Annotated in this window: 23 protein-coding genes, 1 tRNA gene and 1 CRISPR repeat array; of the genes, 17 read left to right on the forward strand and 7 right to left on the reverse strand. The window is 65.6% G+C overall.

All coding sequences use genetic code 11. From position 1 onward, the window contains the following. Positions 1–12: 12 nt before the first annotated feature. From cas5e to P1P91_RS02490, 6 genes are all read left to right on the forward strand, one after another. Complete coding sequence (gene cas5e, locus P1P91_RS02465) at positions 13–765, forward strand: type I-E CRISPR-associated protein Cas5/CasD (protein WP_311884293.1); 753 nt, start codon at positions 13–15, stop codon at positions 763–765. Beyond that, positions 765–1,454 (forward strand): type I-E CRISPR-associated protein Cas6/Cse3/CasE, encoded by a 690-nt coding sequence (gene cas6e, locus P1P91_RS02470; protein WP_311884295.1) that lies wholly within the window; start codon positions 765–767, stop codon positions 1,452–1,454. Before cas5e ends, cas6e begins: the two co-directional genes overlap by 1 nt. A gap of 15 nt (positions 1,455–1,469) precedes the next feature. Continuing rightward, positions 1,470–2,387, forward strand: a complete 918-nt coding sequence (cas1e, locus tag P1P91_RS02475; protein WP_311884296.1) for a type I-E CRISPR-associated endonuclease Cas1e — start codon at positions 1,470–1,472, stop codon at positions 2,385–2,387. Between the two features lie 4 nt (positions 2,388–2,391). Further along, the gene (gene cas2e / locus P1P91_RS02480; protein ID WP_311884297.1) at positions 2,392–2,685 is read left to right on the forward strand and encodes a type I-E CRISPR-associated endoribonuclease Cas2e; all 294 of its coding nucleotides are present in this window, start codon (positions 2,392–2,394) and stop codon (positions 2,683–2,685) included. A gap of 110 nt (positions 2,686–2,795) precedes the next feature. Then, a CRISPR array of direct repeats spans positions 2,796–5,448; the repeat unit is 29 nt; unit sequence CCGGTCCCCGCACCCGCGGGGCTGATCCG. A 377-nt stretch (positions 5,449–5,825) separates the two neighbouring features. Next, the gene (gene glnA, locus P1P91_RS02485) at positions 5,826–7,232 is read left to right on the forward strand and encodes a glutamate--ammonia ligase (protein ID WP_311884298.1); all 1,407 of its coding nucleotides are present in this window, start codon (positions 5,826–5,828) and stop codon (positions 7,230–7,232) included. Between the two features lie 109 nt (positions 7,233–7,341). Then, on the forward strand, positions 7,342–7,854 hold the full coding sequence (locus P1P91_RS02490; RefSeq protein WP_311884300.1) for a DUF4124 domain-containing protein: 513 nt from the start codon (positions 7,342–7,344) through the stop codon (positions 7,852–7,854). Here P1P91_RS02490 and P1P91_RS02495 read toward each other — a convergent pair. The 3 genes from P1P91_RS02495 to ugpB form a co-directional block, all read right to left on the reverse strand. Next, positions 7,851–8,735, reverse strand: coding sequence for a ChaN family lipoprotein (locus tag P1P91_RS02495; protein WP_311884301.1), 885 nt, complete (start codon positions 8,733–8,735; stop codon positions 7,851–7,853). The two genes, P1P91_RS02490 and P1P91_RS02495, sit on opposite strands and share 4 nt — an antisense overlap. 32 nt (positions 8,736–8,767) lie before the next feature. Beyond that, positions 8,768–9,295: a YqiA/YcfP family alpha/beta fold hydrolase gene (locus tag P1P91_RS02500; RefSeq protein ID WP_311884302.1), complete on the reverse strand. Its 528-nt coding sequence runs from the start codon at positions 9,293–9,295 to the stop codon at positions 8,768–8,770. A gap of 129 nt (positions 9,296–9,424) precedes the next feature. Beyond that, entirely contained in the window at positions 9,425–10,768 is a 1,344-nt protein-coding gene (gene ugpB, locus P1P91_RS02505) for a sn-glycerol-3-phosphate ABC transporter substrate-binding protein UgpB (RefSeq protein WP_311884303.1), read from the reverse strand. A 185-nt stretch (positions 10,769–10,953) separates the two neighbouring features. Between ugpB and argE the strand changes: the two genes are divergently transcribed. From argE to P1P91_RS02530, 5 genes are all read left to right on the forward strand, one after another. Next, complete coding sequence (argE, locus tag P1P91_RS02510) at positions 10,954–12,141, forward strand: acetylornithine deacetylase (protein ID WP_311884304.1); 1,188 nt, start codon at positions 10,954–10,956, stop codon at positions 12,139–12,141. Next, entirely contained in the window at positions 12,138–12,458 is a 321-nt protein-coding gene (locus P1P91_RS02515) for a GIY-YIG nuclease family protein (RefSeq protein WP_311884305.1), read from the forward strand. Before argE ends, P1P91_RS02515 begins: the two co-directional genes overlap by 4 nt. A gap of 70 nt (positions 12,459–12,528) precedes the next feature. Next, entirely contained in the window at positions 12,529–12,861 is a 333-nt protein-coding gene (locus tag P1P91_RS02520; RefSeq protein WP_311884306.1) for a hypothetical protein, read from the forward strand. Between the two features lie 63 nt (positions 12,862–12,924). Continuing rightward, positions 12,925–14,205: a nicotinate phosphoribosyltransferase gene (gene pncB, locus P1P91_RS02525; RefSeq protein WP_407650573.1), complete on the forward strand. Its 1,281-nt coding sequence runs from the start codon at positions 12,925–12,927 to the stop codon at positions 14,203–14,205. A gap of 41 nt (positions 14,206–14,246) precedes the next feature. After that, entirely contained in the window at positions 14,247–15,233 is a 987-nt protein-coding gene (locus P1P91_RS02530) for a diaminopimelate dehydrogenase (RefSeq protein ID WP_311884308.1), read from the forward strand. A gap of 134 nt (positions 15,234–15,367) precedes the next feature. Here the strand turns inward: P1P91_RS02530 and P1P91_RS02535 are convergent. Both P1P91_RS02535 and ispB read right to left on the reverse strand, forming a co-directional pair. Continuing rightward, a tRNA-Pro gene (locus P1P91_RS02535) sits at positions 15,368–15,444 on the reverse strand. Between the two features lie 93 nt (positions 15,445–15,537). Further along, positions 15,538–16,536, reverse strand: coding sequence for an octaprenyl diphosphate synthase (ispB, locus tag P1P91_RS02540; protein ID WP_311884309.1), 999 nt, complete (start codon positions 16,534–16,536; stop codon positions 15,538–15,540). A gap of 352 nt (positions 16,537–16,888) precedes the next feature. Between ispB and rplU the strand changes: the two genes are divergently transcribed. The 4 genes from rplU (at position 16,889) to proB (ending at position 20,062) form a co-directional block, all read left to right on the forward strand. Continuing rightward, positions 16,889–17,200: a 50S ribosomal protein L21 gene (rplU, locus tag P1P91_RS02545; RefSeq protein ID WP_311884310.1), complete on the forward strand. Its 312-nt coding sequence runs from the start codon at positions 16,889–16,891 to the stop codon at positions 17,198–17,200. Between the two features lie 31 nt (positions 17,201–17,231). Next, positions 17,232–17,489: a 50S ribosomal protein L27 gene (gene rpmA, locus P1P91_RS02550; RefSeq protein WP_311884311.1), complete on the forward strand. Its 258-nt coding sequence runs from the start codon at positions 17,232–17,234 to the stop codon at positions 17,487–17,489. A 188-nt stretch (positions 17,490–17,677) separates the two neighbouring features. Continuing rightward, positions 17,678–18,871, forward strand: a complete 1,194-nt coding sequence (cgtA, locus tag P1P91_RS02555; protein ID WP_311884312.1) for an Obg family GTPase CgtA — start codon at positions 17,678–17,680, stop codon at positions 18,869–18,871. 42 nt (positions 18,872–18,913) lie between these two features. Next, complete coding sequence (gene proB, locus P1P91_RS02560; RefSeq protein WP_311884313.1) at positions 18,914–20,062, forward strand: glutamate 5-kinase; 1,149 nt, start codon at positions 18,914–18,916, stop codon at positions 20,060–20,062. Positions 20,063–20,071: 9 nt separating this feature from the next. On the opposite strand, the gene P1P91_RS02565 is transcribed toward proB, so the two are convergent. Next, positions 20,072–21,085 carry a DUF1853 family protein gene (locus P1P91_RS02565; RefSeq protein ID WP_311884314.1) on the reverse strand — a complete coding sequence of 338 codons (1,014 nt, stop codon included), beginning with the start codon at positions 21,083–21,085 and terminating at the stop codon, positions 20,072–20,074. A gap of 75 nt (positions 21,086–21,160) precedes the next feature. On the opposite strand from P1P91_RS02565, the gene P1P91_RS02570 reads away from it, so the two are divergent. Continuing rightward, positions 21,161–23,128, forward strand: coding sequence for a metallophosphoesterase family protein (locus P1P91_RS02570; RefSeq protein ID WP_311884316.1), 1,968 nt, complete (start codon positions 21,161–21,163; stop codon positions 23,126–23,128). Positions 23,129–23,290: 162 nt separating this feature from the next. On the opposite strand, the gene P1P91_RS02575 is transcribed toward P1P91_RS02570, so the two are convergent. Further along, positions 23,291–23,431 (reverse strand): hypothetical protein, encoded by a 141-nt coding sequence (locus P1P91_RS02575; RefSeq protein WP_311884200.1) that lies wholly within the window; start codon positions 23,429–23,431, stop codon positions 23,291–23,293. A gap of 71 nt (positions 23,432–23,502) precedes the next feature. Between P1P91_RS02575 and iscB the strand changes: the two genes are divergently transcribed. Then, entirely contained in the window at positions 23,503–24,870 is a 1,368-nt protein-coding gene (gene iscB / locus P1P91_RS02580; RefSeq protein WP_311884318.1) for an RNA-guided endonuclease IscB, read from the forward strand. Positions 24,871–24,877 lie beyond the last annotated feature (7 nt).

Genomic DNA, 24,877 nt, shown 5'->3' on the forward strand with positions numbered 1-24,877 from the left:
CGCGAGGCTGATATGACGGACTATCTGGTATTTCGGCTATACGCCCCCCTGGCAAGCTGGGGGGAGGCCGCCGTGGGAGAGACCCGACCCACGGCCTCCTATCCGGGCAAAAGCGCACTGCTGGGGCTGGTGGGCGCGGCGCTGGGCATTCGCCGTGATGACGATGCCGGGCAAAAAGCCCTGCGCGAAGGCCTGGCATTCGGGGTAAAGCAGCGCTCTTCGGGCACGTTGATGCGTGACTACCACACGGTGCAGGTGCCGCCGGCAAAAGCGAAGGTGCGCTACAGCACCCGCAAGGACGAGTTGAGCATCCCGAAGGGGGATCTCAACACGATTCTTTCGGCGCGGGATTACCGTTGCGACGGGCTCTGGAACGTCGCGTGCTGGCTCAAGCCCGGTGCAGCCTGGACACTGGCGGAGCTTCGCCAGGCGCTGGAAAGGCCGTATTTTTGTCTCTATCTCGGGCGCAAGGCTTGCCCGCCGGCAGTGCCGCTGTCGCCGATAGTTGTTGCCTGTGAAACGCTGAAAGATGCGCTGGACAGCGAGTTTCCCCCGCTGAACGGCCGCAGCGACGCCGGTGAAAAAGCGTTACGGCCCTCGAAGCGTGCCCTGTACGCTTGGGAAGGAGAGATCCATCGCCTTGACGGTAGCGCCGAGGGCGTAGAGCACAACGATATTTGGGACATGCCGCTTAACCGCCGCCGCTGGCAGTTTGGCCCCAGGCTCGAGTATCGGCGAGTCATGCAAGACAAGGAGGGCCGCTAATGTATCTTTCGCGCGTCAAGGTCGATTTGAACGCTCTCTCCCGCACTATGCTGTTCAATGTCATGGCCGGGGAGGCTTATAGCGCTCACCAGCTTTTGTGGCAGCTGTTTCCCGAGCATGTTGGAGAACGCCCGTTTCTGTTTCGTCAGGAAATGGACGAAACCGAGCATGAGGCGATACCCAAGGGACTGCCGCTTTTTTATGTACTGTCATCGAGGGAGCCGGTGCCGGTTGAAGGGTTGTTAAGCGTAGACAGCAAGCCGTTTGCTCCCGCATTGCAGCCGGGTGACCGGCTAGCGTTTCGGCTGCGTGCCAATCCGACAATCGCCAAGGCGGAAAAAGGCAAGCGTGGGCATCGAGCCGATGTCTTGATGGCCGCCAAAAAGCCGTTTTCACGCGAACAGCGCAAAAGCGTGGAATGCCGGCAAGCCATGGACGATGCGGCCCGTGCCTGGCTCACGCAGCGTGCCGAAAGTGCCGGCTTTACCCTGCCCGTGGAGCCCGAGCTGGGAGCCTATCGTCAGCATGTGCTGAACAAGGGCAGCGGCCAGCGCGTGCAGTTTTCAACGGTAGACTATGAAGGCCTGCTGGAGGTGCAGGATCCTGTCGTTTTCAAGCATACGCTGGCCAACGGGCTGGGCCGGGCCAAGGCGTTTGGTTGCGGGCTTTTCTTACTTCGTCGCCCTTAGCCAGGGGAGGGCAGTATGGGCTTTATACCGCTTAAGCCCATTCCTGAAAAAGATCGCATGTCGATGATTTTTATCGGGATGGGGCAGATTGACGTACGCGACGGCGCCTTTGTCGTGATTGACGAAGTCAACGGCGAGCGTATGCACATTCCGGTGGGTTCGGTGGCCTGTTTGCTGCTGGAGCCGGGAACGCGCATTTCTCACGCCGCTGTCAAACTGGCGGCAACGGTTGGCACGCTATTAATTTGGGTCGGTGACGCAGGTGTGCGCCTCTATAGCACCGGTCAGCCAGGAGGCGCACGGTCAGACAAGTTGTTATATCAGGCCAAGCTGGCGCTGGATGATTCACTGCGACTGAAAGTTGTACGCAAAATGTTCGAGCTGCGCTTTGGCGAAGAGCCGCCGTCCCGACGCAGCGTTGAGCAGCTACGCGGCCTGGAAGGTGCACGAGTACGCAAAACCTACCAGTTGCTGGCCAGACAGTACGGCGTCAAATGGAATGGGCGTCGCTATAACCCGACGGAATGGGGCGCATCCGACGTGCCCAACCAGTGCCTGTCGGCGGCGACTGCCTGCCTCTACGGCATTACTGAAGCGGCAATTCTGGCCGCCGGCTATGCGCCAGCCATGGGCTTTTTGCATACCGGCAAGCCGCTCAGCTTTGTCTACGATATTGCCGATATCGTGAAGTTTGAAACCGTAGTGCCGGCGGCGTTTCGCGTAGCCGCGCGCAACCCGCCCATGCCGGAGCGCGAGGTGCGCATTGCCTGCCGCGATGCGTTCAAGCAGGCGCGCTTACTTCAGCGTTTGATTCCGATGATCGAAGACGTTTTGAGTGCCGGCGATATCGAACCGCCGCCGCCCCCGCCTGAAGCCGTACCACCTGCCATTCCCGAGCCGCCTTCCATAGGCGATGCCGGCCATCGGAGCTGATGCTATGGCCATGCTGGTTGTTGTAACCGAAGCTGTACCTCCCCGCATGCGCGGCCGCTTGGCCATTTGGCTTTTGGAAGTGCGAGCCGGTGTCTACGTGGGCGATGTCAGCAAGAGAATTCGAGAAATGATATGGGAGCAAGTGCAGGCACTCGCCGAAGACGGCAACGTGGTGATGGCCTGGGCCAGCTCCCACGAATCAGGCTTCGAGTTTCAGACGTACGGCCGTAATAGGCGCCAACCCATTGATTATGATGGGTTAAGGCTGGTGCGCTTTCTCCCCGAGGAGCATAACTAGCTGTTTTAAATGGATCTTTAATAATTCAGCTTCTTGAAAAAGAGGGCAAAATAGCCGGTGGAATTTCCTTCGGTTGTTTTTCCCTTGCAAAACAAATGTCTATAATTAGTCCGGTCCCCGCACCCGCGGGGCTGATCCGATGCTGGCCGACATTGAGCGTAAGCACGGTCACCGGTCCCCGCACCCGCGGGGCTGATCCGGTGTGGTGCTGGTGTTTGCGGCGGCGGGCACCCCGGTCCCCGCACCCGCGGGGCTGATCCGATAGAAATAGGCGTTTGCAGGCTGACCAGTTCCCGGTCCCCGCACCCGCGGGGCTGATCCGGCGGGAAACACCACGCTCTGCCCCAACACCTCCCGGTCCCCGCACCCGCGGGGCTGATCCGCTGGATGGTGTCGGTGAAAACAGAATCACGGTCCGGTCCCCGCACCCGCGGGGCTGATCCGGGCGCGGTGATCGTGCCAGAGCGCGACTATGCCCGGTCCCCGCACCCGCGGGGCTGATCCGGCGCTTTGCTCGTCGTTTGTACGATTTCTCGCCCGGTCCCCGCACCCGCGGGGCTGATCCGAACGCGGCATGCTCGATCTCGGCGCGGGCCTGCCGGTCCCCGCACCCGCGGGGCTGATCCGAGATCCAGCGCCTTGGTCGCCGCCGTGAAAGCCCGGTCCCCGCACCCGCGGGGCTGATCCGATCATTTCCTCAAACACAAACGGGTTGATGTTCCGGTCCCCGCACCCGCGGGGCTGATCCGATCTACCAGGGCAAGGTGCGCCCGGTGGTTGACCGGTCCCCGCACCCGCGGGGCTGATCCGTACGAGACCGCCAAGCTGGACGAGGAGTAACCCCGGTCCCCGCACCCGCGGGGCTGATCCGAGAGGGTCCACAGGGAGAGGCCGGTTCTATGGCCGGTCCCCGCACCCGCGGGGCTGATCCGATCACCGGTCAGGTCACGTTCATGGGCACCGACCGGTCCCCGCACCCGCGGGGCTGATCCGCGCGCCATTGGCCACCGCAGCATCAATAAACGCCGGTCCCCGCACCCGCGGGGCTGATCCGTCGCTACCATGCTCGATGCGCGACACCCTGCACCGGTCCCCGCACCCGCGGGGCTGATCCGCAGGAGCCCATCCATACCAGCACCGGCCTGACCCGGTCCCCGCACCCGCGGGGCTGATCCAGGTATCCCCCGTGTGACCACCATTGGCGGTACCCGGTCCCCGCACCCGCGGGGCTGATCCGAGAGGGTCCACAGGGAGAGGCCGGTTCTATGGCCGGTCCCCGCACCCGCGGGGCTGATCCGATCACCGGTCAGGTCACGTTCATGGGCACCGACCGGTCCCCGCACCCGCGGGGCTGATCCGCGCGCCATTGGCCACCGCAGCATCAATAAACGCCGGTCCCCGCACCCGCGGGGCTGATCCGTCGCTACCATGCTCGATGCGCGACACCCTGCACCGGTCCCCGCACCCGCGGGGCTGATCCGCAGGAGCCCATCCATACCAGCACCGGCCTGACCCGGTCCCCGCACCCGCGGGGCTGATCCGGGGTAGGCTCAGGCTGGCCTATAGCTGAAACCCCGGTCCCCGCACCCGCGGGGCTGATCCGGGGTAGGCTCAGGCTGGCCTATAGCTGAAACCCCGGTCCCCGCACCCGCGGGGCTGATCCGGCTTAACCGTCACGCTGAACGGGCTCCCAGCCCCGGTCCCCGCACCCGCGGGGCTGATCCGTTGACTCAGGCCGTCAAGGTGGGCTCGGCAACCCGGTCCCCGCACCCGCGGGGCTGATCCGTAGGTCTGGGAAGCGAAGTCGAGGAGCATGGACCGGTCCCCGCACCCGCGGGGCTGATCCGATCGCCCGCATGGAGGCCACCCAATGAGCATCCCGGTCCCCGCACCCGCGGGGCTGATCCGCATGATTCCATTGTGGAGACGGGCGCTGCTGCCCGGTCCCCGCACCCGCGGGGCTGATCCGCACCGGCTCGACCATAGGCGGGCTGGCCGGCACCGGTCCCCGCACCCGCGGGGCTGATCCGCGCCAGCCCTTGCCGTCCAGCGTCACCACGTCCCGGTCCCCGCACCCGCGGGGCTGATCCGCAGTGAGGTGAGGAGCGGGTCGGGGCGGGCGTTCCGGTCCCCGCACCCGCGGGGCTGATCCGCGAAGAGTGCTCAGTCGTGCCGATAAATAGCGCCGGTCCCCGCACCCGCGGGGCTGATCCGGCTGACACGGTAGAGAGCGAGACCGAGTATCACCGGTCCCCGCACCCGCGGGGCTGATCCGATGACGCCCCCGCTTGGGCGGCGGGGGATTACCCGGTCCCCGCACCCGCGGGGCTGATCCGCGACGCACCTGGTCGGAATGCGTGAGGCGTTCCCGGTCCCCGCACCCGCGGGGCTGATCCGCTGCTCGATCATGCTGCTGTCTCCTTTGCTGTCCGGTCCCCGCACCCGCGGGGCTGATCCGGGATTTTCCGTCAGCAAGTCGTTAACGGTGCTCCGGTCCCCGCACCCGCGGGGCTGATCCGTGATCGTCTCCGAGCACGCGGAGACTCGCCGCCCGGTCCCCGCACCCGCGGGGCTGATCCGCTATATTGCGCCGTGCTGGCGCGGGGACTGAACCGGTCCCCGCACCCGCGGGGCTGATCCGTGGCCGCTGCTTTTGCTGCCCATAAATATGCGCCGGTCCCCGCACCCGCGGGGCTGATCCGCTATATTGCGCCGTGCTGGCGCGGGGACTGAACCGGTCCCCGCACCCGCGGGGCTGATCCGCGCAGGAAACCGCTACAATCGGCTATACGGGCCTGGTCCCCGCACTCGTGGGGATGGACCGTTGTACGACAGCGGCGGCGCGGTATGCTTGTCTCGATCCTCGCGCTTGCGGGGGTAGCCCGTTTCTATCCACACGGCCAGGGCGGGTCGCGAAGAAGATCCCTGCATTTGCGGGGTAACAGTTAGTTAGTGCGATTTTGTTGCGTTAGCTCCCACGTGCAATTTTTTTGAGCACCTGAAACAATGTCTGCGTTTTTGCCGCCTGAACATGTATGGGGCGCTCGGTGGCGGTGTGCTGCAAAATAGTCATCGTCTGCCCGTGGCACCGCGCCCGGCGGCTCTTTTTCAAGCTAAGTGATGCTTATCCGGAGACAATAATGTCAGCCAAGACGCTCGCCCTGATCGAAGAGCACGATGTGATATGGATCGATCTGCGCTTTACCGACACCCTCGGCAAGGAGCAGCATGTGACCATTCCGGCGCGTGACGTGGACGAAGATTTTTTTGAAGACGGCCAGATGTTCGACGGCTCATCGATGGCCGGCTGGAAGGGCATCAACGAGTCCGACATGGTGCTGCGCCCGGAAGACGGCACGGCCTACCTGGACCCGTTCACCGAAGATACCACCCTGGTGCTGCGCTGCGACATTATCGAGCCGGCCACCATGCAGGGGTACGACCGCGACCCGCGCTCCATCGCCAAGCGCGCCGAGGCATACCTTCAGTCCACCGGCCTTGGCGATACGGCGTTTTTCGGCCCGGAGCCGGAGTTTTTCATCTTTGACGAGGTGCACTGGAAAACCGACATCCAGGGCTCAATGTACAAGATCACCTCGGAAGAGGCGGCATGGTCGGCCGATCACGCGATCGAAGGCGGTAACCTGGGCCATCGTCCGCGGGTGAAGGGCGGCTACTTTCCCGTACCGCCGGTGGACAGCTTCCACGATATCCGCGGCGCCATGTGCAACACTCTGGAGTCCATCGGCCAGGGCGTGGAAGTTCACCACCACGAGGTGGGCACTGCCGGGCAGAACGAGATCGGCGTCAAGTTCAACACCCTGGTGAAGAAGGCCGACGAAGTTCAGGAACTGAAGTATGTGATCCACAACGTGGCCCACGCCTACGGCCGGACCGCCACCTTCATGCCCAAGCCGCTGGTGGGCGATAACGGCTCGGGCATGCACGTGCACCAGTCGTTCTGGAAAGATGGCGACAACCAGTTTGCCGGGGACGAGTACGCCGGGCTTTCGGAGATGGCGCTTTATTATATCGGCGGCATCATCAAGCACGCCCGGGCGCTGAACGCTTTCACCAACGCGGCGACCAACTCCTACAAGCGGCTGGTGCCGGGCTTTGAGGCGCCGGTGATGCTGGCCTACAGCGCGCGCAATCGTTCGGCCTCGATCCGCATCCCCTACACCGCCAACCCCAAGGGCAAGCGGGTGGAGCTGCGCTTCCCCGACCCCACGGCCAACCCCTACCTGTGCTTTGCAGCGATGCTGATGGCGGGGATCGACGGCATCAAGAACCAGATCCACCCCGGCGATGCCATGGACAAGAACCTCTACGACCTGCCGCCGGAAGAAGGCAAGCAGGTGCCCACCGTGGCCACCAGCCTGGAGCAGGCGCTGGAAGCGCTGGATGAAGACCGGGCTTTTCTGACCGAGGGCGGGGTGTTTAGCGACGGCATGATCGATGCCTATATCGCTCTCAAGAGTGAGGATGTGGACTACCTGCGCATGACTACCCATCCCGTGGAGTTCGAGCTGTACTATAGCTGTTAAGTGATTGACTGCAGCTGTTAAGGTTTGCCGACCGTCGGCTGATGACGCGCCTGCCCGCTGGGCAGGCGCTTTTGTTTGAGGTGAGACAATCATTTGAGGTAGGGACGCAATGAGGCAGCAGCGAGTCGGGTGGCTTGTGGGCATGCTGATGGCGGCGCTTGCCTGGGGGCCGCTTCAGGCGCAAACGGTGTACCGAGTGGTGGACGAGGCGGGCAACGTGACGTTCACCGACGACGCCGACAGCGGCGGCCGCGAGGTAACGCTCAAGCCGCTGCAGGGCGTCAGCGCCTCGACGCCGGAAAAGCCCTCGGCCGAGCCATCGCCGGGCGCACCGTTCATGCCTTACGACCGCTTTGTGATCGCTCGGCCGGCCAGCACGGCGACCCTGCCCGCCGCGCCGTTTCCGGTAGAGGTGGAGGTGCGCCCGGCGCTGCGCGACGACCACCGGGTCCGCCTGCTGGTGGACGGCAGCCTGAGCCAGTCGGCGCTGCGCAGCGACGCGTTCTGGGTGCCGCGGCTGGCACCCGGCGAACACCGCCTGCAGGCCGAGCTGCTGGATGCCCGGCAGCGCGTTCGCCACCGCACGCCGGAGCTCGAGGTGCGCGTGGCGCCGGGCGGCTAGCCGGTATCCAGCCGCTCCATGAAGCCGGCCTTCGGCGCGGGAGAGGCTTCGAGCATATAGAGCGCATCGGCAAGCCCGGGGGTCTGCGGCCGGCAGCTATCGGCGGGTACCGGCAGCAGCGTCATCTGGTGATGCACGCCGCGTTTGTCGAGCTGGTGGGCCACGCCGTCGCGGTGCTGCATGTGCCCTCTGCCCATGATGCCCACGGCCAGCTTGCCACCGGCGCTGGCCCGGGCAAGGGCGTCAGCCATGGCGGTATCCCAGGCAAGCTGGGCGCGCAGAAAGGTGGTAAACGGCCGCTCCAGCGGGTGGGCGTCGTAAACCGCGCGCAGGCGCTGGCGATAGGCCGGGCTGGGGGCCGCCGGCGGGGCAATGCCGTGGCGCTCGGCAGGAGGCACGGCGTCAAAGCCTTCGTCAGCGAGCCGGCGGCGAAGCTCGGGGGCAATATTCAGCGCCACCAGCGGAATGCGGTTCATCCGCGCGAAGTGGAAGATCGGCAGGTACATGGCCGCCTCAAAGCCCCAGGTCTCGTCCCAGCGGCTTTGGCGCAGCAGTTCGTCCTCGCTCAGCTCGCCGTTGACCCAGGCATCGAGCGCCGGCTGGGCGCGGCGGGGCAGCATCTCAAGCCCGATCACTATGTCGTCGCGGTGGGCGGCAAGCCCGGCCAGGGTATGGAGTTCGAAGCGATGATCGGCCATCTGGTCATGACGCTCGCCGATCAGCACCACGTCCTGGGCGGCGGCTCGGGCCATGACCCGGGAGGCCTCGGTGACGCTACCGTGCTGCCACCAGTCGCCCGGTGCCAGGCAGCCCTCGGCAAGGGCGGGTGGGGTAAGGGCCGCGAGCATGAGCCCCAGCGTGAAAAGGCGTAGTCGGCGCATGGCGCGTCCTTGGAATAAAAGGCGAAGCCGGGTCACTCGCAGCCGGCAAGCGCCTGGCAGTGATGCAGGAAGCGTTCGAAATCGTCGAGGATGATCGACAGGCTTGCGTGCAGGCGGTGGTCGTCGTCGAGCAGCCGCAGCGACAGGCGCTGCTCCCGGGCATAGTCGATCACCGGCCCGGGAGCCACGACGTCGTCCTGCCAGCCGTGGACAAGGTGGCAGACGCGGGCCTTGAGCACCGGTGAGGTTTCCGGGTAGGCGGCTATGCCCAGCGCCGGCGCCAGCAGGAAGCAGCCCAGCACGGCGTGTTCGGCCCCCAGCATGGCGCTGACCCAGCCGCCAAGGCTGGACCCGGCCATGACGCAGCGGGCGGGGTCGTCGCCGCGCTCGGCAAGGGTTTGGCGCAGGTGTTCCAGGCGATCGCGAGGATCGGGCTGCTGGCGGTAGTCCATGACCACCGTGTCGACGTTGTCGAGCCGCTCGGCAACGCCCTTGAGGGCCTGTACCTTGAGGGCGCCGGGCCCGCTTTCCAGGCCGTGGGAGAGATAAACGGTAATCATGGTCGCTCCGCAGTGAAACCCGATGAGCCGAGTGCCGGCGACAAAGCCGCCGGCGCGTTGTTCAGCCTTGCCCAAACCCTAGCGGGTTCGTCGAGAGCTGCCAAGCAGTCCGGGCAAGGCCCGGCAGGCCTAGGCGTTGTCGGCTTCGGCGTTGTCGGCTTCGAAGTCGCGCAACAGCTGGTTGCCGCGGCTCACGGCGTCATCCGTGGCTTCTTCGCCGTTCTTGTCGCCGTCCATGACGGCTTTCATTTCTTCGATGATGACCTGGCGGATCTCCATGAAGTTGCCAAGGCGTGTGCCCCTGGCGTTGTCCGTGGGCGGCTTTTGTGTCAGCTGCTCGAAGGCCACCGAGGCACCGGGGTTGGCCTTGTAGAACCCCTGCTCTTCGCCCTGTTTTCGGGCGGCCTGGGTAATGGGCAGGTAGCCGGTTTTCTGATGCCACTTGGCCTGCACGCCAGGCTTTGACAAATAGTCGAAAAAGGCCGCGACGGCGTCGTATTCCGCGTCGCTGTGGCCGCGCATGACCCACAGCGACGAGCCGCCGAGGATGGCGTTTTGCGGGGCGCCTTCCACGTCGTCGTAATAGGGTTGCCGGGCGTAGCCAACGTCAAAGCTGGCGTTGTTTGCCACGTCGGCCCGGGCCGCCGAGGAGCCAAGCAGCATGGCGCAGGCCTGGGCGTAAAACATCGGCTCGGCGTTGGAACCTTCATCGGCGCCGCTCCAGCGGAAGACGTCGCTACCCTGCCAGATGTGGAGATTGTCCCAGTGGCGCGCCACCGTCTCGTTGTTGAACTCAAGCTTGGCGTCCAGCCCGCCAAAGCCGTTTTGCTGCGTGGCCAGCGCCAGGTTGTGCACGGCGGAGAGGTTTTCCAGCAGGGTCCAGCTGGGTTTGGCGGCGGTAAAGCCGCATTCGGCGGCGCCCGAGTTGGTAATGGCCGTCGCGGCCTGGGCCACCCCGTACCAGGTGGTGGGCGGCTCGTCCGGATCGAGCTCCGCTTCTTTGAACACGTCGCGGTTGTAATACATGATCGGCGTGGAGACGTTCAGCGGGAACGACGGCATGCGCCCCTGGGCGTCGCGGTAATAGGCCACAATCGCCGGGAGGAAGGCCTCTGTATCGAGGGGCTCGCCGTGTTCCTCCATCAGCTCATGCAGCGGGTAAATGATGTTCTCGTCGTTTTGCATCATGGTGCCCGTGCCCGCATCGGGCACCTGAAGAATATGCGGCTGGCCGTCGCCACGAATGGCCTCAATGGCCTTGGTGACGGCCTTGTTGCCGGCGCCGCGAAAGCTGGTGATCACGCGGTAGTCTTCCTGGGAGCGGTTAAACTCCTGGGCCATTTCCTCAAGAATGGTGCCACGCTTGCCGTTCATGGCGTGCCACCACTGGATATCGGTCGCGGCCTGGGCCGGCAGGCTGACACAGGCGAAAACGAGCCCGGCGGTAGCGGCAGAAAGCAAGAAGCGGGGCATGGGTAATCCTGTTGGTTTGTGTCGATCGCAATGGGTGCCAAGGCGTGCCGAAGCAGTAATTCCTGAGTAGTGTAGGCGATATTGTGCCGGGTGCGAAAAGAAAGCAGCCGGTAGCGGCCGGCGTAGGCGCACCGAGGCGCGAATGGTAGGCTCTGGCGAAGACATTGGGCTAACCGGAGTGAGGCATGCAGCAGGCAGTGGCGTTGCTTGAGGACCTGGTGGCGTTCGATACCACGTCGCACCGTTCCAACCTGGCGCTGATCGAGTACGTCGAGGCGTACCTGGCGCGCTACGGCGTGTCCGCCGAGCGGGTGACGAGCCCCTGCGGGGAAAAGGCCAACCTCATGGCGCGCATCGGCCCCGACGCGCCGGGCGGGGTGATGCTGTCCGGCCATACCGACGTGGTGCCCGTCGCAGGCCAGCCGTGGTCGAGCGACCCTTTCACGCTGCGCGCAGGCGGCGGCGAGCGGCTTTACGGGCGCGGCACCTGCGATATGAAAGGCTTTATTGCCTGCGTGCTGTCCCGGGTGCCCGATTGGACAAGGGCCGAACTCGAGCGGCCGATTTATCTGGCGTTTTCCTACGATGAAGAAGTCGGCTGCGTGGGGGCGCCGGCGCTGATCGCAGGCTTCATGCAGCGCTACCCCCAGGCGTCAGGCGTTCACGTCATTGTCGGCGAGCCGACGGCCATGCGGCCGGTAGTGGCGCAGAAGGGCGCCACCAACCTGCGCACCACGGTCACCGGGCAGGAGGCGCACAGCAGCCAGGTGGATCAGGGCGTGTCGGCGGTTCACGTGGCCGCCCGGCTGGTGACCTTTATCGAGGACACCATGGCCGAGCTGGTGGCGGAAGGCCGGGTGGATGACGCCTTCAACGTGGCGCATTCCAGCCTGCACGTGGGCAGGATACAGGGCGGCACCGCGATCAACATTACCGCCCGGGAGTGCACCTTCGAGTGGGAGATTCGCCATTTGCCAAGCGATACCTTCGAGGCGCTTTACCAACGCTTCGAGGCGCGCTGCGAGGCGTTGATCCGCGAGACAGAAGCGGCCGGCAAGCCGCTGGCGATCGACACGAAGGCGCTCAACGTGACCGTGCCCGGGCTTGCCGACCGCGACAACCGCCGGGTGCTGGCGCTGGTCGAGGCTCACCTGCCCGAGGCCTGCGGGCGCCACGCCGTGGCTTACGCCACCGAGGCGGGACAGTTTCAGGAAGCGGGGCTCGAGACGCTGATTCTGGGCCCGGGCAGCATCGCCCAGGCCCACCAGCCCGATGAGTACGTCCAAAAGGAGCAGCTCGCCGCCTGCCTGGACTTTCTGGGGCGCATGGGCCGGGCGCTGGAACAGAAAGACGAAACCGGTGGCGAGACATGAGCCGGGGTGGCGTTCCCGCTGCGGCGACCTGGTATCTCTATCTGCTGGAGTGCCGGCGCGGCACCTACGTCGGCATTACCAACGATTTGTGCCGACGCTACCGCGCCCACTGCGCCGGCAAGGGTGCGCGCTATACCCGGGCCAATCCGCCGGTGGCGCTGCTGGGCGCCCAGCCCTTCGCCGGGCGCGCTGCGGCCAGCCGGGCCGAATACGCGCTCAAGCAGCAGAGCCCCGCCGCCAAGCGCCGCTGGGCGCAGCGCTGGCAGGCGCCGGCGCTGACGGCTACCGGCTGCGGAGTAGATGACAATAGCGCCTGAATCGGGCAGGCTAGGGTGCTTGCATGGCCTCATGTCCATGGCAGCGTTAATGGCAAAGGAGAGCAGGCAGGTGGCAGTTTACGGTGGGATACAGGCCCACGAGCTGGGCTATTGGCTGACCGCGTTGACCAACGCGGCCTACGACCCGCGCCGTCCGCTGGCCAACGTTCACGGCGGCTGTGCCCGGGCACGCACGGCGCGTCAGGACCTGCTGGATATTGCCGGCTGCTATCGCAGCAACCAGTACAGTGCCGAAGAGGCCGCGGCCGCGCTCTCCCGCTGGTGCTTGCACTATCTGGACAAGGCCGAGTGGTACCGTCTCACCGGCGAACGTCGCGACCCGTCCGCGGCCGATTCCGGCGACGCCTCCCCCGCGCCGCCCGGACGTCACCGTGCAGGCTAGCCACCGCGCTGCGCTACGCCATGTTTTAATCACACGCCATATTATGGTTACTGCACGTCTATCATGACGGCAGCGAGTCCGAGTAGCGGCACCGTCACCGGCATCGTTACCGTCAACTGTCACTATCAGGGAGTCTCTCGCATGGCGGCCACCTACCGCGCGCCGGAACAGGTCATTACTTCGCTTCTGGATACCGACTGGTACAAGCTCACCATGATGCAGGGGGTGCATCACAAATATGCCAACGCCAACGTCGTGTGGGAGTTTCGCTGCCGCAACGCCGAGGACTTGAGCCCCTACCTCAGCGAGATACGCGCCCAGGTGGAAAGCCTGCGCTCGCTGTCGCTGACGCCGGCCGAGTCCGACTATCTGGGCAGCTTTGTCTATATGTCGCCGGATTTCATCCGTTTTCTCGAGCTGTATCGCTTTTGCCCCGAGTACGTTTCCATCTACATGGAAGGCAGCGATCTGTGCATCATCATCGATGGTCCCTGGACGCACAGCATCCTGTTCGAGATCGTGATCCTGGCGATTATCAGCGAAGTGCGTAACCAGGTGCTCTATCCCCAGGCCTCCGTGGATCAGGCGGTAACCCGGCTGCGCGGCAAGTTTGCCGCTCTGCGCCGGGATTACACGCCGGCCCAGCTGGAAAACTTCCGCCTGGCGGACTTCGGCACTCGCCGGCGACTGTCCCAGCCGGTGCAGGAGGCCGTGGTCGAGGTGCTGGCCGAGGAGTTTCCCGGCCGGTTCGTGGGTACCAGCAATGTGGACCTCGCCCGGCGCTACGACCTTGCGCCCATGGGCACCATGGCCCACGAATGGGTCATGGCTCACCAGCAGCTGGGCAGCCGGCTGGTAGACAGCCAGCGCGCCGCCATGGAGTCCTGGGTGCAGGAGTATCGCGGGCATCTGGGCATTGCGCTGACCGACACCGTGACGCTGGATGCCTTCCTCGAGGATTTTGATCTCTACTTTGCCAAGCTGTTCGACGGCCTGCGCCACGACAGCGGTGACCCGTTCGAGTTTGCCGAGAAATGCATCCGCCACTACGAAGCGCTGGGAATCGACCCCAAAACCAAAACGCTGATTTTCAGCGACGGGCTGACGTTCGATAGCGCCATGGCGATCAAGGAAAAGCTGGAGGGGCGTATTTCTACCAGCTTCGGCATCGGCACCAATCTGACCTGCGATCTTCCCGGCGTTACGCCCATGAATATCGTCATCAAGATGGTCTCGTGCAACGGCCAGCCGGTGGCCAAGATCACCGACGAGCCGGGCAAGGCCGCCACTCATGATCCGGAATACGTTCACTACTTGAAAAGCGTGTTCAACGTAACGGAGTAGTTCCCGCTCCCCCATTCATCGACAAAAAGGCAAAGTGTTACATGGCCGATCATATTCGAGTCGCCATCGCCGGCTACGGCAACCTCGGGCGCGGCGTTGAAGCCGCTCTTGCGCAAAACCCCGACATGCGGCTGGTAGGCGTATTCAGCCGCCGGGACTCGGCAAGCGTTACGCCGCTGGACAGCCAGGTGCCGGTGTACCCCATGAGCGAGATAGAAACCTTCGCAGACGACATCGATGTCATGGTGCTTTGCGGCGGCTCCAAGACCGATCTGCCCGAGCAGGGGCCGTACCTGGCGCAGTTTTTCACCACCGTGGACAGCTTCGACACCCACGCCACGGTGAACGACTACCACGCCGCGCTGGATACGCCGGCCAGAAAGGCCGGCACCGTTGCCTTGATGTCAGTGGGCTGGGACCCGGGCCTGTTCTCGCTCAACCGCGCCTTCGGCGAAGCCGTGCTGGCCGAGGGCGAAACCTATTCCTTCTGGGGCAAGGGACTGAGCCAGGGGCATTCCCAGGCGGTGCGCAGCGTGGACGGCGTGAAAAAGGGCGTGCAGTACACCCTGCCTTCCGAAGACGCCATCGCTCGGGTGCGCCGCGGCGAGCAGCCCGAGCTCAGCACCCGGGAAAAGCACGTGCGCGAGTGCTACGTGGTGCTGGAAGACGGCGCCGACGCCGACACCGTGCGCGACACCATCGTCAATATGCCCCACTACTTCGCCGACTACGACACCGAAGTTCACTTCATCGACGACGAGACCTTCGCCCGGGATCACAGCGCCATGCCCCACGGCGGCTTTGTGATTCGCAGCGGCGTGACCGGCGACGGCAACAAGCAGTCGATCGAATATTCGCTTGCGCTTGGCAGCAACCCCGAGTTCACCGCCAGCGCGCTGGTGGCCTACGCCCGCGCGGCGTATCGCCTGGCCCAGCGCGGCGAGAGCGGCGCCCGCACGGTATTCGACGTGGCCCCGGGCCTGCTGTCGCCCAAAGACCCCGCCCAGCTGCGTAAAGAGCTGCTGTAGGAAAAATGGCCGCCAGCTAGCGAGCCGGCCGGCATCGTCAGGCGGTGCCGGCCGCAAGAGAACGGCGGATGCCGGGTGTAACAATCGGGCACAAAAAAAGGCCTACGCCGTGGCGTAAGCCCTTTTTCAATGTTTGGTCGGAATAGCAGGATTCGAACCTACGACCTCTGCCTCCCGAAGGCAGCGCTCTACCAAGCTGAGCTATATTCCGAGGCGTTGTCGGCCGTGGCCGTCAACTGGTGGCAGATCATACGCCGCCTGCGGCGGTGTTTCAAGCCTTTTTTGGCCGTGCGGCGCTGTGCGGTCAGGTCTGGCGTTCGATGGCGGCGCGGGCGAGCGTTTCCATGGTGTCGCGGAACTCGCTTTCCGGCAGGGCGGCCAGCTGGGCCAGGGCCTTTTCGGCCATCGTTTCGGCGCGCGCTCGGGTGTAGTCCAGCGCGCCGGTAGCGCGCACGATCTCGAGCACGGCGTCGAGCTGGTCGAGCCCGCCCTTGCGGATCGCCTGGCGGATCAGCTTGGCCTGCTCCGGAGTGCCCTTTTCCATGGCGCGCAACAGCGGCAGGGTAGGCTTGCCTTCGGCGAGATCGTCGCCGACGTTCTTGCCCATGGCGTCGGCGTCGCCCTGGTAGTCGAGCAGGTCGTCCACCAGCTGGAAGGCGAGCCCCAGGTAGCGACCGTAAAGCTTGAGCGCTTCCTCCTGCTCCGGGGTGGCGTCGGCGATGATGGCGCCGGTCTGCGAGGCGGCTTCGAACAGCTGGGCGGTCTTGCCCTGGATGGTGGCGAAGTAGTCGTCTTCGCTCACCGAGGGGTTGCCGATGTTGGTCAGCTGGCGAACTTCGCCCTCGGCGATGATGCAGGTGGCGGCGGAGAGAATTTCCATGATCCGCATGGAGCCCACGTCGACCATCATCTGGAACGAGCGCGAGTAGAGAAAGTCCCCCACCAGCACCGAAGGCGCGTTGCCCCAGGCGTCGTTGGCGGTCTGCTTGCCCCGGCGCAGGTGCGACTCGTCCACCACGTCGTCGTGCAGAAGCGTCGAGGTGTGCATGAACTCGATCAGCGTGGCGAGCGTCACGTGCTTGTCGCCGGCATAGCCCAGGGAGCGCGCGGCCAGCAGTACCAGCAGCGGGCGCAGGCGCTTGCCGCCGCTGTCGATGATGTAGCCGCTGATGGCCTCGACCAGCGGCACCCGGGAGCTCAGCTGCTGAACGATGGTGCGGTTGACCGCGGCAAAGTCATCGGCCACCGCGGCGTGCAGCGGCGATGAACTGGCAGGCGTGGAAGCTGGGGTGTCAGTGGTCATGGGGTCCATTCATCGCGGCAGAGGTGAAGGCGGGCGCGCGGCTCATGCAGGTGGCAGCATGAAGGTAATGAACGGCACACGCCGGGGGTCGATGCTTGATAACGATGCTTATGCTATGGGGGTGCCGGGTGGTCGTCAAGGTAACGGCCCGCCGCGGTTGATCTTGATCGGCGGTTGTGCGCCCGCGCGGGGGTCGCTATAATACGCGGCCGCTTGTCATGCTCCCTGTCAGATGGCTGCCAAAAGGGGCGCCACTCGCCGCAGGTCGATTGTGCGCGTATCGAACAAGAGCCAGGCGCGATGAGCGCGGCGGCGCCGGTCGTCGCCACTAGAATCCGTTCCGGAGAGAGACATGTACGCAGTAATCAAGAGCGGTGGCAAACAGTACCGCGTTCAGGAAGGCCAGACGCTCAAGCTCGAGAAGCTGGAAATTCCCACCGGCGAAACCATCGAATTTGACCAGGTGATGCTGGTGGCCGACGGTGATGACATCCAGGTTGGCGCGCCGCTGCTCAGCGGTGCCAAGGTGGCGGCGGAGATCGTCGATCACGGCCGCGGAGACAAGGTCAAGATCATCAAGTTTCGCCGCCGCAAGCACAGCATGACCCGCCAGGGCCATCGCCAGTGGTACACTGAAGTCAAGATCACCGGAATTACCGCGTAAGCGGTTGTTTCCCTGCTAGGAGGTATTAACCATGGCACACAAAAAAGCCGCCGGTTCCACGCGTAACGGTCGCGACAGTGAATCCAAGCGCCTTGGCGTGAAGCTCTTTGGTGGCCAGGCGGCAACGCCGGGCAACATCATCGTGCGCCAGCGCGGCACCAAGTTTCATGCCGGCACCGGCGTGGGCATCGGCAAGGATCACACCCTGTTCGCACTGAACGAAGGCGTGATCAAGTTCGAGACCAAGGGTCCGAAGAACCGCAAGTTCGTGAGCGTCGTGTCCGCGTAAGCAAAGCCGCTGCCACGAACGACGGCAAAGAACGACAGGCCCCGCCACGGCGGGGCTTTTTTGTCTGCGCTCCCCGGGTTGAGCCGGGCAGCGGTTGCAGCACAGCGCAGGTCGCAACAAAATGCACAGGGGTGCTCGAGGGCATCCAGCGATGTAAACGGCGGCGAGAGCGGCCAGGAGCAACAACCATGCAATTTCTCGACGAAGCCTCGGTGATTGTCGAGGCGGGAAATGGCGGCAACGGCTGTCTGAGCTTTCGCCGCGAAAAATACGTGCCCAAGGGCGGGCCGGACGGCGGCGACGGCGGTCACGGCGGCAGCGTCCATCTGATCGGCGACGACTCGCTGAATACCCTGATCGATTTCAAGTACCAGCGCTTTTACAAGGCGGAAAACGGCCGCCCCGGCCAGGGCCGTCAGATGAGCGGCCGCGCCGGCAACGACCTGCACGTCAAGGTGCCGGTGGGCACCACGGTGATCGACGAAGACACCCTGGAGGTGATCGCCGACGTCACCGAGGGCGGCCAGGTGGTGCTGGTGGCCGCAGGCGGCCGCCGGGGGCTGGGCAATATCCACTTCAAGTCGTCCACCAACCGCGCGCCGCGCCGGACCACGCCGGGTACCGACGGCGAGCGGCGCAACCTGCGCTTTGAAATGAAAGTGATGGCCGACGTGGGCCTTCTGGGCCTGCCCAACGCGGGCAAGTCCACGCTGATCCGCGCGGTGTCTGCAGCCAAGCCCAAGGTGGCCAACTATCCGTTCACGACGCTGGTGCCCAACCTCGGGGTGGTCAAGCTCGGCCCGCAGGAACACTTCGTCATGGCCGACATCCCCGGGCTGATCGAAGGCGCCTCGGAAGGGGCCGGGCTGGGGCTGCGCTTTCTCAAGCATCTCACGCGTACCCGCCTGCTGCTCCACGTGGTGGACGTCGCGCCCTTTGATGACACCGACCCGGTGGCGTCGGCCAAAGCCATCGCCCGGGAGCTTGCCGAGTTTTCTCCGGCGCTTGCCGAGCGTCCGCGCTGGCTGGTGCTCAACAAGTTCGACCTGCTGCCCGAGGACGAGCGCGAGGCCCGGGCTCGGGAAATCGTCGAGGCGCTCGGCTGGGAAGGACCGGTATATTCCCTCTCGGCCCTCAGCCAGGACGGAACCCTGCCGCTGGTTCAGGCGGTGTACCGCTGGCTCGAAGAGCAGCAGCGCCTGGAGCACGAGGACGAAGCCGCCTACGCCGAGGAGCAAGCCATGCGCCGGCGCATGGAGGAAGAAGCCGTGGCGCGCACCGAGGCTCGCCTGGGCCGCAAGCGCAAGCCCCGGGACGAAGACGGTGACGACGACGACTTTGACGACGATGACTACGACGTGGAAGTGGAATACGCGCCCTGACGCGGCGCTTTCAACGCCGGGTGAGCGGCAAGGAGCTATGCTGTGAGCAATGAGCAGGAGCCGGGGCGCGAGGCGCTATCCCGAGGGCACCGGGTGGTGGTGAAAATCGGCAGTTCGCTTCTGACCAATGACGGCCGCGGGCTGGATGAAGCCGCCATCGGCGGCTGGGTGGATCAGATTGCCACGCTGCATCGGCGCGGCGTGGAAGTGGTGCTGGTATCGTCCGGCGCGGTGGCGGCGGGCATGCTGCGGCTGGGCTGGCAGGCGCGCCCCAACGAAGTGCACGAGCTTCAAGCCGCCGCTGCCGTGGGGCAGAACGGGCTGACCCAGAGCTACGAACAGCACTTTGCCCGCCACGATATTCTCACCGCGCAGATCCTGCTTACCCACGACGACCTGTCCAACCGCAAGCGCTATCTGAACGCGCTGTCGGCCCTGCGCACCCTGGTGGCAATGCGCGTGGTGCCGGTGATCAACGAAAACGACACCGTGGTCACCGACGAAATCCGCTTTGGCGATAACGACACCCTGGGCGCGCTGGTGGCCAACCTGCTGGAAGCCGACGCGCTCTTGCTGCTCACCGATCAGGAGGGGCTGTTCGACGCCGACCCGCGGCATAATCCTGACGCTGCGCTGATTGCCGAAGGCCGCGCCGACGATCCGCGGCTGGCAGCGGTGGCCGGCGACGGCGGTGCGCTGGGGCGCGGCGGCATGAGCACCAAGGTGCGCGCGGCCAGGCTGGCCGCCCGCTCCGGCGCGGTGACGGTGATCGCCGGCGGCCGCCAGCCGAACGTGCTGACCCGGCTGATGGACGGCGAAACCCTGGGGACGCTGTTGCGCCCGGGGCAGGCGCCGCTGGCCGCGCGCAAGCGCTGGCTGGCCGGGCAGCTCCAGGTGCGCGGCACGCTGACGCTGGATGCCGGGGCGGTCAAGGTGCTGCTCGAGCGTGGGTCGAGCCTTCTGGCGGTGGGCGTGCGCCGGGTGCAGGGCTCCTTCCGCCGAGGCGACGTGGTGGCCTGCGTGGACGAGCAGGGCACGCTGGTCGCCAAGGGGCTTGCCAACTACGGCGCCGACGAGGCGCGCAAGCTCGCCGGCCAGCCCAGCCACCAGATCGAGGCGCTTTTGGGCTACGTCGAGGCGCGCTCGCTGATCCACCGGGATAACCTGGTGGTCATACGCCCGACGCAGTAGCTTTTCCGCTCAGCCGGCCGGCGGCAGCGGGATCTGCCGCGGCCAGTCGTCGGGGACGATGAATACCCGCCGGGTCTCGCCCCCGGGCGGCAGATAAAGCATCAGCTGCTGCGCCACCGGCGCTTTTTGCAGCCGGGCAAGCGCAGCGTCCGCGGCCTGGCGAAGCGGGACAAAGGAGGCAAACGGCGGCGGGGCCAGCCAGCAGGGCTTGGGCAGCCGGGTGCCCAGGGCAGAGGGCGGCAGAGTGGCGGCGAGCGCCGGCCAGTCCCGGGCGTAGCACCAGAGCCCGCGGTAGTGCTCGGGGGTGCTGCCGGCAGGCGCCGGCAGCGTCGCGTGAAAGGGGTAGAACAATACGCCCGGCATGGCGAACTGCGCGCCGGGCGGGGTCAAGGCTTCGCCGGCGTCTCTGGGGGCGAGCCAGTGGCGCAGCGCTCGGCGCGCCGCCGGGGTGGCGGAAAACGCCAGCTGCCGGCGCGCCATGTGGCTGCTCTTGAGCGCCAGGCTGTCAAAGCCCCCGGGGCCGATCCATCGGCTCTGGCCTGCTGCCGCGCCCGGGCCTTCGGGCAGCCCCAGGTAGAACTTGATCGCCACTTCCAGGTGGATCGGCGTCGGGTCCCGGCGGGTGCGATAGATCATGTCCATTTCGCCCAGGGTGTGGCGCCGCTCCGCCACCCGCACGCCGTGGGCCAGCAGCCGCGTCTGCGGCGCGTGGTCGAGCAGGTAATGCCAGAGCCTTTCGTGGTAGTGCCCCAGGCGCGCCAGGCGTAGCCGCGACCACTGCGCCTCGCCGGCCCGGGGCGTCTGCTGCGCCAGCCAGCCGCTTAGCGCCGCGGAGGTGGCAAGCCCCAGCGCGTCGCCGTCCGGCCGCCCGGGATAGCCGGCCAGAGTCACCAGGTCCGGCGCCCGGCACAGCCAGGCCAGGTCGCGCAGCGCCGGGGCGGCAAGCGTCTCGGCGACGCCTTCAAGGCAGGCCGGCGCCGAGAGCGGGGCGCTGTCTGAACCTGTTGCGCTTTCTCCTGTCAACTGGGCTCCTTTCTTTTTAACCTCAGCTTTTCAACGTCAGCTTGTTAATACGGCTTTCAACACCGGGGATGTGCCATGTCGTTTTCTCCAGCGGAAACTGCCCCGCCGCCGGGTGCGCCGGCCTTCGACCACGCCGACGAGAGCGCCTTGCCCGACGTGCTGGTCGGCCCGCTGCTGCGCCGGATATCCCCCCGCCGCTGGGTGATGTGGCTGGTCACCTGCCGGCCGCTTGATCTGATATTGACGCTCGCCCCGCGCGGTGGCAAATCTCGTCGTATTTCCCTGACGGACCAGCCGCGCCTGGCGATCGGCCGCCACGCCTTCCTATACCTGGTGGACGTCGCTCTGGACGAGCCGCTGCCCCGGGACACGCTGATCGACTATGACGTCGGCATCTGCCATGGCGACGGCAGCCAAAGCGGCATTGCCCAGTGGGCCCCCTGGCTTTGCCATGCCGGGGCGGCGATGCCAAGCGTGGTGATCGCCTCGAGCCACCGCCGGCTGATGCACGGCTCGTGCCGCAAGCCCCACCACCCGGTGGCCGATGGCCTGGTGCGCGGGGACGACTGGCTGGCCGACGACGTGGACGATCCGGCTCGGCGCCCGGCCTGGCTGTTGATGACCGGCGATCAGATCTACGCCGACGACGTCGCCGGACCCATGCTGTGCCACATTCACGCGCTGATTGCGCGGCTGGGCCTGTGGGACGAAACCCTGAGCGGCGCGACGCTGCCGGACAGCCCGGCGCTTTACGCCGCCGACAGCACCTACTACCACCGCGACCTTCTGCTGCCGGACGTGGAGAGCAGCGCGGCGCTGCGCAAGGGGTTTTTCGGCGGCGCCAGAAAGCCGGTGTTTACCACCGCCAACGCGCACAACCACCTGATGACGCTGGGCGAAATACTCGCCATGTACTGCCTGGCGTGGTCGCCGACGCCCTGGCAGCTGGCAGCGTGCGGGATGCCCGCGCTGGAGGAAGAGGACGCTGCGCGCTATCGCCGGGAGAGCGAGGCGGTCGACGGCTTTCGCGACGGCCTTGGCCAGTGCGCCCGGCTGATGGCCCACCTGCCGACGCTGATGATTTTCGACGACCACGACGTCACCGACGACTGGAACCTCCACGCCGACTGGGAGCACAACGCCTACGGCCATGCGTTTTCCCGGCGGATCATCGGCAACGCCCTGGTGGCCTATCTATTGTGCCAGGGCTGGGGCAACGACCCCGACGGCACGGCACCGCTGGTGAACCAGACCCGCGAGCTGCTGGGCAACGCCGCGGCGTCGGGCGGCTGGCTGGATCCCGGCCGCCAGGATGCGCTGATCGACGCGCTGCTGGCGTTCGAGGGCTACGCCTATCAGGTGGACGAGGCCACGCCGCCGCTGATCGTGCTGGACACCCGCACGCGGCGCTGGCGCAGCGAGCGCCACCCCAAGCGCCCCTCGGGGCTGATGGACTGGGAGGCGCTGACAGAGCTGCAGCAGATGCTGTTGGACGCCCCGGGGGCGGTGATCATCTCGCCGACGCCGATGTTCGGCGTCAAGCTGATCGAGACCGTGCAGCAGGTGTTCACCTGGCTTGGCAAGCCCCTGATGGTGGACGCCGAAAACTGGATGGCCCACCGCGGCGCGGCCAGCGTGCTGCTCAATATCTGGCGGCATTCGCGCACCCCGGGCAACTACGTGATCCTCTCCGGCGACGTCCACTATTCCTTCGCCTACGACATTGTGCTGCGCCACCGGCAGCGCTCGCCGCGGCTGTGGCAAATCACCTCCAGCGGCATCAAGAATACCTTCCCCGACACGCTGCTGGACGTGTTCGACCGGCTCAACCGCTGGCTGTATGCGCCCTGGTCGCCGCTGAATATCCTCACCAAGCGCCGCCGGCTGCGCATCTATCCCCGCGTTCCCGACCGCGGCAATGCCGGCGAGCGGCTGTGGAACGCAAGCGGCCTGGGGCTGGTCACGCTGGACGATCAGGGCCGCCCGGCGCGCATCACCCAGCTCGACACCCGCGGCGACGAAGTGCATTTTCCGCCGCCTTAGCGCCAGGGCTGCTACGCTTGGCGTACGGCACGTCTTTTGCCGGCCACCTCTTGCTTCCCGCTCTGCCCGCGACATCGGAGACCCGCCGTCAGCTACCTCTCCCTGAAGGGAGAGGCTTGTGAAAGCAAGCCCGGCTGACCAGGGAAAGCGGTAGTCAACCCGCTACGTTGGTAACAGGTCGCCAAGACCCACCCCGCCGTGCTTCCTCAGCGGCGGGCTCTGGAAGGTCAGGATCATGCTGGCGCAAGGTAAAACGCCGAAGGTCTTGATCGCTGCCGTCAGGCAGGAGCCGGTTATCGACATTCCCGAGGGGAGACGGATCGAACGATCCGCGACACCAGGCCCGTAAGGGCATTAACACAGGAGAAAATCGCATGGCGGTTTTCGTATTGGACAAACAGAAACGGCCCCTGATGCCGTGCAGCGAGAAGCGCGCCCGGTTGTTGCGGGAACGCGGTCGCGCTGTGGTGCATAAGCGCTATCCGTTCACGATCCGGCTCAAGGATCGGGTGGAGGGTGACACCCAGCCGCTGCGACTCGGCATCGACCCCGGCAGCAAGACCACCGGGCTGGCGTTAGTGCGCGAGGATGCCGAGGATCGTCACGTGCTGTGCCTGTTCGAGCTTGTCCATCGTGGCTTTCAGATTCGCAAGGCGCTGGAGCAGCGCCGAGCCTTTCGTCGCCGTCGTCGCCGTCAGAACCTGCGCTACCGGGCGCCACGCTTCAACAACCGCACCCGACCCAAGGGCTGGCTGGCTCCCAGCCTGCGGCACCGTGTCGATACCATCACGGCTTGGGTGAACCGGCTGACTCGTCTGGCGCCGGTCACTGCCATCAGTCAGGAGTTGGTGCGCTTCGATACGCAGAAGCTGGACAACCCGGAGATCAGCGGTGTCGAGTACCAGCAGGGCTCGCTGCTCGGCTACGAGGTGCGCGAATACCTGCTGGAAAAGTGGGGGCGCGAGTGCGCCTACTGTGGTGATACCGACACCCCACTGGACGTCGAGCATGTGGTACCTCGTGCTCACGGTGGCTCGCACCGCGTCAGTAACCTGACGCTGGCCTGCCACGCCTGCAACCAGGGCAAGGGCAACGGCACGCTGGACACTTTCTTCACCACCGACAAGGGGCTCAAGAAGCGACTCAAGGCTAACAACCTGTCGGCGGATGCTCGACAGGAGCGCGTGCAATGTGAGCTCAAGCGCCCGCTGCGGGATGCCAGCGCCGTCAACGCGACCCGTTGGGTGCTGTTCGGTGCTCTCAAGGCCACCGGTCTGCCGGTGACAGCAGGTAGCGGCGGGCGCACCAAGTACAACCGCCAGCGCCTCGGCATTCCCAAGACCCACGCCCTGGACGCCGCCTGCGTCGGCCCAATGGACGCCCTGCACCATTGGCAGGTGCCGACGCTGACGATCAAGGCCACCGGACGCGGCAGCTATCAACGCACCCGATTGACCCGGCACGGTTTCCCGCGTGGCTATCTGATGCGGCAGAAGCAGGTGCACGGTTTTCAGACCGGCGACATGGTGAAAGCCATCGTGCCCACCGGCAAGAAGGCCGGCATCCATACGGGCCGTGTCGCTGTGCGTAAAACCGGCCGCTTCAACATTCAGACCGAGCAGGGGGCAGTGCAAGGTATCTCGCACAAGCACTGCTTGCTGATCCAACGCGGTGATGGCTACGGCTACCGCCTCACCTCATCCATTCAACCAAAGGGAGGAGCGGGGCAGACGGTGGCGTAACAGGTCG

The organism is Halomonas piscis (assembly GCF_031886125.1).
In the GTDB taxonomy this organism is placed as follows: Bacteria; Pseudomonadota; Gammaproteobacteria; order Pseudomonadales; family Halomonadaceae; genus Vreelandella; species Vreelandella piscis.